General features: G+C 51.1%; 7 protein-coding genes. All 7 read right to left on the bottom strand.

What is annotated here, in order from left to right; all coding sequences use genetic code 11:
- Positions 1–373 (bottom strand): hypothetical protein (locus PHV74_11900; GenBank protein ID MDD5095064.1); only part of this gene is annotated, 373 nt, incomplete at its 3' end.
- A 4-nt stretch (positions 374–377) separates the two neighbouring features.
- Positions 378–1,163, bottom strand: coding sequence for a hypothetical protein (locus tag PHV74_11895; GenBank protein MDD5095063.1), 786 nt, complete (start codon positions 1,161–1,163; stop codon positions 378–380).
- Positions 1,164–1,246: 83 nt separating this feature from the next.
- On the bottom strand, positions 1,247–4,192 hold the full coding sequence (locus tag PHV74_11890) for a hypothetical protein (GenBank protein ID MDD5095062.1): 2,946 nt from the start codon (positions 4,190–4,192) through the stop codon (positions 1,247–1,249).
- A 184-nt stretch (positions 4,193–4,376) separates the two neighbouring features.
- Positions 4,377–5,678 (bottom strand): hypothetical protein, encoded by a 1,302-nt coding sequence (locus PHV74_11885; protein MDD5095061.1) that lies wholly within the window; start codon positions 5,676–5,678, stop codon positions 4,377–4,379.
- 1 nt (position 5,679) lies between these two features.
- A complete protein-coding gene (locus tag PHV74_11880; protein MDD5095060.1) occupies positions 5,680–8,805 on the bottom strand; it encodes a hypothetical protein in 3,126 nt (1,041 codons plus the stop codon).
- Complete coding sequence (locus PHV74_11875) at positions 8,805–10,256, bottom strand: hypothetical protein (protein MDD5095059.1); 1,452 nt, start codon at positions 10,254–10,256, stop codon at positions 8,805–8,807. Before PHV74_11875 ends, PHV74_11880 begins: the two co-directional genes overlap by 1 nt.
- Positions 10,257–10,493, bottom strand: a complete 237-nt coding sequence (locus PHV74_11870; GenBank protein MDD5095058.1) for a hypothetical protein — start codon at positions 10,491–10,493, stop codon at positions 10,257–10,259.
- Positions 10,494–10,610 lie beyond the last annotated feature (117 nt).

Genomic DNA, 10,610 nt, shown 5'->3' with positions numbered 1-10,610 from the left:
GGGCGGTCAGGTCAGTATCCAGCTTGGTAATCATTGCATTGCCAAGAATCCGGCCAGCCGCCTTGATGATGTCCTCGTTGTTGTCCCTAATCAGTTTGTCCGTGAGTAGAATCTGTGCGCCCACTTCACGCGGGGTCACTGTAACCGCCGTGTCTGCCATTGACTGGGCCGAACTCATGTCAACCCCTTCTGTCAGATCACTGGCGGTTGCGGTTGAAAAGTACGGCAGATAGACTACCGTACCGCTGTGAAGCGGTTTATTGATAACCCATGCGAGTTGACGCATGACATGGGTGGTCATCTCAGTGAAACGAGCCGCTTCCAAGAGCTTCGGCATCGTATCGCTGAGGGTACTTGTGGTAGTAAGTCCCACTTACTTAACCTCCTTTTCCGAATTTTAGTTTCATGTATGCCTCTTGAACCTTTGGATTGTTAGGGTTCTTGATGAAGGCATCTCTGGCTTGGATAAACTCTTTGTCAGATGAGGTTCTTGAGGATGAAGCTGCCACCTTGGGTATGTCCAGCCCTCCCCCACTCTCTGCTGTTTTCCTAGCCTTCTCTTTGGCTTCAGTCTCGGCCACCTTAGCTTTATCGGCCACCTGTTTTTGCAGTCGTTGAGCAACAAAGACAGGAAGCTTCCGTTGTGCCTGGTTTGGGTTCGGAATCTTGGAGAAGTATTCTTTTACCTCCGGGTCATCGAACGATAACCCCGCCTCTCCCAAGTCCTCAAAGAACTCCCTAACTTCCTGCTGTAGTCGTTGCTCCTCTGCCGTTTTCTTCTGCCTCTCCGCTTCCGCTTTCTGGAAAGCGTCATAGGTAGGAGTCGGTATTGGCCGTCCGGGTTGATGTGGCTCCCCATAATTAGCTTCGCCTTTGGTCAGGTTCTCGACTACGTAGTTGGTGTAATCTACCTGTCTGGCGAGGGTCTGTTTGAGATCTGCCAACTCACCCCGTATCGTGTCGGTGTCCGAACCTCTCCGTTGCGCCTGTCTCAACTTAGCTTCGCGGTCTGCGAGATTCCGTTGCAGGGCAACCCTGTTCGCCTCTGCCTCCTCAAACTTGGCTTTCCAGTCTACCGCCGGTTCCGTAGTTTTGGCCGGGGTTTCCGGTTTAGCCGGATTAGCGTCGGCTACCCCTACGTTAGCTTTTGGTTCTTCAGCCATTTGATCTCTTCAATCCTCCTTAAATAAAAAAGGGCCGCTATTTCTAGCGACACTTATTTCCCCCAGTCTCGATATTCAGTTGTCTAGGATGTTCTTGCTTGCTGGAAGTACAATTCGTACTTACTGGTAATCTTGTTGAAATCGTGACTGTAACCTACGTCAAATTCCCCCCTTCCGTCCGGTAGGACATGGCATGTAAATGCAACCCCGTGAATATCGTACAATGTGATTGCGTCGGCCTCTGTGAACAGGGCATCAATGTAGGCCTTTAAGGTGGCCGATGGTATCTTGTCGGATATACCCGCATGGTTCACAATATCGTCATCCACTCTCACCACCGCCCATATCGTCCTCAAGGGCGGTGTTCTCAAGACACACCTTAGAATCATGCCCCGAATCACTGGGGTTGCACTGGTCCCGTCCGCAGTAAAAGTCTCTCCTGTGAGAGTGAGCGTCTTGAATGACTTTGTTTCTCCGGGTAGGCCTCCGTCATAGTATGGCGTGATAAATGTTGCTGCTCCTGCGTTTGCGGATAGCTTGAACTGTATTCGTTTCCCGCTCTGGTTTGCCTGGAAAGCGATTGTTTCCCCGGCTGCCGCGTCAAAGCTGCCCGTTCCTGATCCATTCAATTCAGTCCATGAGGTAGCGTTATCAATCCTGAACTCACACTTGACCCCTGCCGCATTGTTGTCAGGGTAGCTAGAAGTGCTGTAAATTGAGAACGACTTGACCGCCGCCGTACTGGACTTAGTTCCGCATACCAAGAGTTTGCTGTTCAACTCAGCCGCATCGTAGACCTCATCGAGGTCAACCTCTGCAATTGAATGCCACCTGTAATCAGTGGGGTTCTCGGCATCCGCAATATATCCCAACCGCATTGCCATAACCTTAGACTTGGTGTTACTCCCTGTAGGCTCAAGGATTAGCCATGCCCATTCCTGTCCTACGGCAATCGCTTTGGCTGCTCCTTGATAATCCGTGAACGTGGGACCATACATCACAGGAGAGATATTGGTAAGCGTTGCCGATCCACCTGTGGGATAGTCCCACTCATGAACGCCCGTATTGTGGCACAGGATAAGAGCATCAGCGACTTTCATCTGTTTGAAGTTGCCGGAACTCACCGAACCCTTGAATCTGGGGGCAATGGCCGTTGAGGTATAGGACAGGTCGGTGGATATCGTCAAGACATAAACATTATCCTGTTTCCCCACGTAAAGCGTCCCATTGTATTCCCTTAATCCGGTAATCGTGACACTGGAATCACCGATGCTACTCCCCGATGTCCATGTTCCAGAGGTAATATCTGTGCAAGCGACCACTTTCGCATCGGCCGTCACACCCCAAAGAGTCCCGCCAACAACCTCCATCAGGCCAACCTTGTCTGGTACATTTGCGCTTCGGGTCCACGTGGCATCCGTACCGGCCCCAGAATAATAGAGGAAATCATCCGTTCCGACTGATATCACCATGCGGTTCTTGTAGATCGCTGCATCGACAACCGCATCCTCAAAGTTGAAGGCCTCAAGATATTGGTTCGTAGACCATTTGAACAGGGTCTTGTTTTCTATGTAGTAATAATCCGTTCCCCACTTGAAATCTATCTTTAAGGGAGTACCCCTTGAAGCGGCTGGCTGGCTGAATGCCGCCACATCTATATAATCGGTCCCACTATAGGCGGTAGAGGCTCGCTTGATGACTAACCTGATACCAGTCGCAGCCGTGACAGGCGTAGCCGTCCATGTCATCTGGTCGGTCCAGTCGTTCGTTGTCCCGCAGGCCGTCCCATAGCTCGTAGATGACCCCCCGTCAAAAGACATCCCCACGTATAGGTTAGTAGCAAGAGAAGTCTTCCCGTAGCATGTGAACGTGGCTGCTTTATTGTTGTAATAACTGCCCCAAGGGGAAAGGTCCTGGTAGATGGTTACCAAGGGTGTTTGAGCCCCCCTGAATGTCCAGTTGTCTATGACCCCCGTAATAGTATCGGTGTCTGCCCCTGTTGCATTGGATACCTGGAAATACCTTAACCCTGCGACCCCAGAACTAACAACGATACTCTGTGGAGAACCAGTGGCATGAGTAGTTCTACCTGCGTCTGTAAATACATTCAAGGTCGCCGCAGTTGCAGAGGTTCTTTGGATACGAACATAATAAATAGTCCCTTCAACTAAGTCACCTACCGATGTTGATGTGGCATCGGGAGCCCCACCATTGATTGACCTCAGCGTTAAACTGTAGGCATTTGGGGGAGTGCTGTGGACTGCCGCGGAGACAAGTATCGCATCCCCAGCCATCCCCGTGATATTCTCAGACGCCGAAAAGGCTCCTATGTATACAACAGCATCGTTCCCGCTTTGCCCGGTAAGAGATAGATCGAAGTCAGATGTCCATACGGTATCACTCACTGCTGTCATATCAAGGGTACAACGGTCATCTCCGGCAGCATTATCAGCTATGAAATCAAGGTGTCCACCAGCAGTATGAACGGCGATATTAGCCCCTGCATCCGACCAGTTATCGGCGGTAAATGAATCCTTTTTGTAGACCTCTAATTGCCATCCATAAGTACCAGCCTTCTTTTCAGTCACGCGATTGCAGTCAAAACAGTCTGCCCCAGTAACAGCACTCTTCGTCCATCCCGTTCCGTCAGACTCAAAGTCCAGATTGGTAAATGAGGCGGTAGTCAGTGCGGACCTCAGAGTGACAGTCTCGGAAGTCTCTGTGGGGAACAGTTTCAATTCGTTCTCTTTGCGAGGGTCCCATCCTACCGACTCCCCGTACCTGACCGGATACTTCTTATTGTGGACCAACTTCCCGAACCCGCCATGAAATGTAGTCTGGGCAATAGGCCAATCAATATACGTGGGGAACGCGGTGTAATCGGCCTCTGTCGGACTCACGTTAGGATTAACAGTCGGCGCATGGGAATCACGATAAAGAAGCCCCTTGCTCTTGTCATCGACAAGCATCAACCCAAAAGTGTCAGAATCGCGCTCTACCCAAAGGTCGTAACCTGGTGATCGAGTCATAATCCTTGTTCCTTTGAATTAGTATTGATAATCTTAATACACTGCAAGCAAAACGGTTTCGTTTCGGCCCCAACCGATAAGGGTTTCAGCACTTTAGTATGGAACCAGTCTTTGCATCGAGTGCATTGATTCACTCTAACCAGTTCGGCGATATCCTCAGTGGATGCAAGCACCGTGCTTTTGTCTACCACTGCTGGGCCCCCATCATCGGAGCGGGGCGCACCATCCCGTGTCTATTCCGCACTTCCCTCAGTTTGTACTCCCACATTCCAACTTGCGACGCAAACGGGTTATTCATGTTGTACCGCCCCCCATGAGAAGTGAAAAGCTCTGTGTATAGTTTCAAGAGGGCTGCGTGGGTGATCACTTCCACCTCTGGTTCATCTAGGGAGATCGTAGTTGACTCTGAGGCCAAAGACGATCCCAATGTGCCTTCCCCCACATACATCAGTTGGTGATTAGCAGGCAGGGTGTTCCTGAAGTACACCTTAGAGTCGCTGGTCTGGTATTCCCAATCTCGCAACTCTATCCACGCGTTCATATCATTGAGATCGTCGGCAGGATTGTTAGTAATAGACCTCACGCCATCAATCCAAATGGTGGCCGCGCCGATATCGGCTACTTGATAAACCGCTATGCTGATAATGGCGTCCCGGCTGGCTGGGGCCGCCGCATAGGCTACTTCACAAACTCTCCACTCTCCGGCAGTCAAGGCAGGAACATCAAGTGTCTCGGTCGCAGACGCCCCATTGGCTGTCTCGCTCAAATGTACCTGCAACTGCCCCGCTGTAGTGGCCACACTTGACTTAATGGAAAACCGCAGCCCGATATGATCCGACAAGTCAAGTGCCGAAAAGTTGTCATACCCCAGAATAGCCGTAGCGCTGGCTCCGGCAGCCACCACTAACTTGCAACTCCCCTCTCCCTCTTGGTAATCCCTGTTGTCCAGTGAGGCGGTGACATTACTCCCAGCCGTCCATGCTGCCTCACACAGGTCAACATCCGTCGCGCTAAGGCTTCCGGTGCTGATGAAGATTTGGGACGGGCTCCTGAGAATCGTAGCGGGTACCGGATAGCGATACACGCCCGCTCTGGTGGCTATACTGGTGTCTCGTATCTGGACATGAGCATTTGGCATTTCCGTGTTGAACACATAAAGAAGAGCGTCGATAATCTTGGTTGGCCTGAACCGGGTGTGCACTTCAAAGCTCTGGCTGGTGGACTCTGCCGAAAGGGCAACCCCCCGAATGGTGATAGTCCCAGCCGCAGTATTGGCAGAAATGGTACGCTCAACATTCACATTGGCGGCGGTGCTTAACCACAGCCACGCATCAACCAGACTGCTGGCGGTATGGTATCCGATCCCCGCCAATTTCGTATCGACGACGCTGTTATTGGCACCGATATTGGTAGTGGTGGAGCCTTCCACGTAACTGCCATCAAGTTTACTGACACCCTGTCTTAAAATCGCCTTCGTAGTAGTCAATCTATCCTCCCAGGTCGGACCATCTCAAATACCATTCCTTGACGGTCCTATCGAGTACGGGATTCATTTGTCTCATCTGTTCACGGAGCTGGCTTATCCGTTGCTCGGTGTTCCGGTAAACAGTTGCCAAGCCAAGATTCCTTTGAAGTTCAAATTTCTCCCAATCAAGGTTTCCTTTGGCCGCTACCGTCCTGCGTTTCTTGTCGAAGTCGGCAAGTACCTGCTTCTGCCTGTCATTCAATCCGGCATAAACCTTTGTTCTGACTTCCCAATAGGGCTTCATGATCTTTAACATTTCAAGCCGTCTGTACTCAACTGCCTGAACCTCTTTGGGAAGGTCTTGAATCCAGTCGTGTTGATGGAATTGAATATAACTTCTGGTTTCGGAATCCAGAGACTTGAGGTACTTGTCAGCCTGTGCGAATGTTGCATCCCAATCCGTCATGCCGTTTTCGTCTTTGATCTGGCCATCGGAAAGTTTGTCCTTATATTCCTGCATGGCGTTATCCATCGAGGTACGAGTCTTCTTGACATCTGCCTCAATCTGTTCGGCAGTCTTATCAGAGAAAATAGGCTCCATCGCAGACACGACACTCTTGACAGCAAACCTTTCGGTCATCAACTTGTCTCTCTGGTCGTTGTAGTCCTGCCAACTCATACCCTGCTGTTTGGCATTGGCAAGGCCAGCCAAACCCGTTGCAAAGGCAGTCTCCTTGCTCTGTTCAATCGCCATCAAAGCCTTTTCGGTGGGAGAGCCTTTGAATTGGTCGATATCGGTCTCTAGCTTGTCGGTGAGGGCCTTCAAGTCAGGGTGGGCAGTCTCTATTTCCCTTCGTTCCGAATAGGTCAATCCATCCTTGCCAGACCACTCCTTTCCGGTCGTGTTGTATTTGTCCCGCATCTGCCGGACTTCCTGCCATGTGCCTTTGCCGTAAGAGGAGATACCCACACCGAATGCGCCGGGGATGCCGGTACTCACAGCCATCAACGGGCCGGATTGACTCAGGGTGTCCAAAACGTCCTGAAATAGCATAGGCATCAATCGCTCTCTGGCCGTCTTAGCAGAAGCTATATCATAGATTCCAAACTCATCGCCTATAAAGTCCTGCTCGTTTATCAGATCAAGCCCCAGACTGACCGCAGGAGAAGCCTTTCCTTGAAGGAATCGCCAAGCCGCATCCGTTCTTTCTACCGGATATAAACCACCTCCACCCGCAGCCTTGGCTTGTTCGTCAACCATCGTGGCGATGAACCGAATGTACTGTTGGCTTCCACCCCAGACATCAAACCTTGTGTTGCCTACTCTGGCCTTCCCGAAGTCTGAGGAACGCGGGTCAAGTTCAACATCAATAACGCCTGCCATCTTGAGTGTGGCAAGCAACCCCCCGATAGCGGCAATATCCGCTACACTGTTTCGGATAAACTCCTGCCTGACTTTAGGGGTCGCCCTAACGAGCATGGTCGGAAGTTCAACACGCGCCATCTGCAACCGGGGGGAGAATAGAACTGTAGACAGTTCAGCCCCGTACTTGTTTAACGGCCCCAGACGGCCCCTACCTGTCCCCAGATTGACCAATAGAGCTAGGTCATCAAGGTCTTTGGCTGTTATCGCCTTCCCTGCCCTTTCCCAGCTATTCACCACGTTAGAGAACGTGTCCATCCTGAGTTTGTTAAGATAAGTCACAAAGGCCCTGTTGGAATGGGTGATACCCGGAATCTTGTTTGCCAGTCTGGTTGCGAAAGACTCCTCTCCCTTACTCAAGGCATATTTAGCCGTCTTTGTAGGCATAGGCGCGATATACCCGCCATGATCCAGAAAGGTCTTGGCGTAAGGGCTGTCCTCAATCGCTTCATGCACAGCGACCATGTTCTTTTCTTTAGCGAACGCCTTCAGCATCGGGACGTATGCGCCAAACGCCTCTTTCGGCCTGCCTGCTTGGAAGAACAATCCTTGTCTCAAAGGGGCAGACACATCAAAGGCAGCCATAACCGCCCTCGGAAAGTTGAGGATATCAACGGCCAACCCTACCGCACCTTCCTTGAACCCTCGCTTTCGTAGAAGATCAACTATAACATCCTCGCCAAACACAGACCCGAACTGTTTGATTTGTTCCCGCCCGGTAGGAGCAACCCCATCAAGAATCTGTTTATAGGTGTCAAGTACCTGTTTTTTCTCAAATTCGTCGAGATTAGGATGCACTTGAATCCAGTTCGCTACATCATCAAGTTGGGAATCGGCTAATCCTTCCAGTTGGAACGTCGGTGATTTCAATGCGCCGGCCATCGCCTTACTGGATTCTTCGATTCCAGCCACACCCTTTTGTGCCCTGAATACCCTTTCAGCCGCAGCCGCTTGTTTACTTCTGCCTAACGTGATAGCCGTCCTGTCGGTAGCCTGCCCCGCTTTAATCGCAGGGGTAGCCTTCTTCATGGCTTCCTTGAAAGCAAGGGCAGACGGAGGGAGTTCAACCTGTCTAGCACCTTGGGTCACGGTTCCTATGGCGGTCCCCTTGATTCCTTGAGGGAGTTCGCCAAATCCGGTAGCAGTAGCATTCAATGCCTCAACTGGTTTGACTACCTGCTGCCCCGCTTCAAACTTGGCCATGGGCTTGACTGACTGTTTGAGTCCAGTCTTCAATCCCTGTTCTAGTCCAGTCTTGAGCCCTTTCAATCCGGCCCCTACAGGAACATAGGTCAACGGGTCAAGCCCAATGTCCATTGCAGTCTTCATTCCCGTAGGGAGTTTCGCTGTCTTGAAAGCTCCCCTGACTCCCATCTCTTTGATATTAGCTTCACCGGATTGTTGCCCCGGCATCATTCCAACACCAGCCCTCCACACTCCCGCCTCAATAGGTTGCACCACATTCCCTTGATACCAGTTAATACCATACTTGGCCCCATGCGCCACTTGTTCAATTCCGGGGATTTCATCCAGTACATTCCCCACTTTGGAGACTTCTTTAATGAGCGGCACAGTATCCCACCATGCTTTACCCCGCTTCTGTTGCGGAGATAGTGCGGCCTCAGCCTCCCTTCTAGCGGCAGGAGATACCCTGGACAATACCTCTTCCCGCTTCGTTTCATCGAGGCTTTGGAGCCATTGAAGATTCTCAGGAGATATAGGCATCAGTACGCCGTCCTCGTTCGTCTAATCGGTCCATAGTGAACACCCGCCCAATCTTTGGCTGTTTGATTCTGAGCATTGTATCCCTTCGCTTCCAACAACCCCATGTAGTTTTGTTGCTGCTCATCGTTGAACTGGTTGTAGTAAGTCTCAGGTCCAGCCCTGCCGATATTGGCGTTCTTGATGATATTCGCCCACGGATTGGGTATACTTTCGGCGGGCGTGTTCCTCATTGGGATAATAGGGGCCTCCATTTCTGGCCCAGCCGCATCTTCCCTGCCCATAATCTCACTCAGGTACTTCTCGTTCGGTGTGCCTTGCCATTGAGTTGCCCAATCCGCTTGAGCGGCCACCTTCCGTTCATAGGCTTCCCGTTTGGATGCCGCCACGGTATAATCGGCCATCGCCTGATAGTATTCTGCGAGGTCAGTGGCCTTTTGCGCTCTAACCTCATCCTGTTCCTGTTCCCATGCCGCCGCCTGTTCATTCATGGCATTCTGTTGTTGGGGAGAAACCCCCAACAACCCCAGCCAATCCATTTTGGGGGATTCCCCGGTCAGAGAGGTCGCGTTAAGCCATTGCCGGGGAGTCAACTGTGCAAGTTGAATCTGCCTCTGTTGCGCCAACTGTTCGTTGGTGTTCAGAAAATCGCCATAGTCCTTAACCGTCTGTTGCCTTTGGGTAGCAGTATTCGTTGCTTGCTCCCCCCAGTAGTTGCGCCAGTCAAGATTAGCCTCACGTTTATTAGTGGTATTCTTATCAGCCCAATAGAGTTCATTCTGGCGTTTTTCTTCATTGAACTTGTCAATGGCAAGTTGTTCTGAGGAAGTCAACCCTTCAACAGATTCCCCCCATTCATGCCTGACAGGATTACCACTCTCATCTGTGCCAACCCAAAAATCCTCATAGATAGCCTTGACGTTACTGGTTTCCTGTGGGTTTATCTGGTTGTTGGTAGCATATATCTGGATTGCGGAATAGGGAGCATCGAGGCTCGTCTTGGCTGCTTCCAGCATCCCTTTAACATATTTCTTCCCGTAAGTATCGGTAATGTACTGGGATAGTTCGGACTCAAGTTCAGGGGTCCAATCCGTTGCCGAGGTGTCGGCCCCAGTTGTTCCGGCAGTTTCGCCGGTTTTAATAAGATTAAATTCCGAATCTACGTTAGGGTTATTACTGGCGTACCTTCCCTCAAGTTCGTCCAGCCATTCCTTTTCGCTTTTAGACAAAACGGGGAGTGCCTTCAGGCGTGCTATCTCCCTTTCGTCTGCCGCATTGTAATCAATCATTCCGGCACGTTGCCTTATGTCGGCAATATCGCCCTCATACTGCTTCGTGAGTCGGTCGTATTCCTTCTTGGTGTACTTATTCTTTTGCCAATCTACTTTTAGTTGTTCGAGTTTGGCGAAAAGCTCATCAAGTTTAGCTTGTAATCCCGCTCTGTCTTCAGCCATCTATCTCTCCTCGGAGTCACGTTGCTGTTGCTCCAAGACAAAATCCCTCATTCTCGGCCTGCCATACTTGATAGCCAAATTACTGAACAACACCACATCTTGAGACTTGTTCAACTGGGTCCATGTCCTCCGGTTCAGCTCAGGAGCAGGGGCATACTTCTCGCGCATGTAATCGCGGGTCTTGCTCATCGTGTCGGCAATCCGGTCCATGGATTCATCCAAGACGTATCTATCCAATCTGCCCTCCCATTCCGGGCATCCCGCGCGTGTCCACCGCGCCCATTCCCTGCGGCCCGGTAAGAGTCTGGTTCTTCCTCTCGGTCCTCATCGGCATTGCCTGCCCATTACCTTGGG

It is taken from the genome of Dehalococcoidia bacterium (assembly GCA_028711995.1).
Lineage (GTDB): Bacteria > Chloroflexota > Dehalococcoidia > SZUA-161 > SpSt-899 > JAQTRE01.
This window is presented reverse-complemented; position numbering and strand designations above follow the sequence as displayed.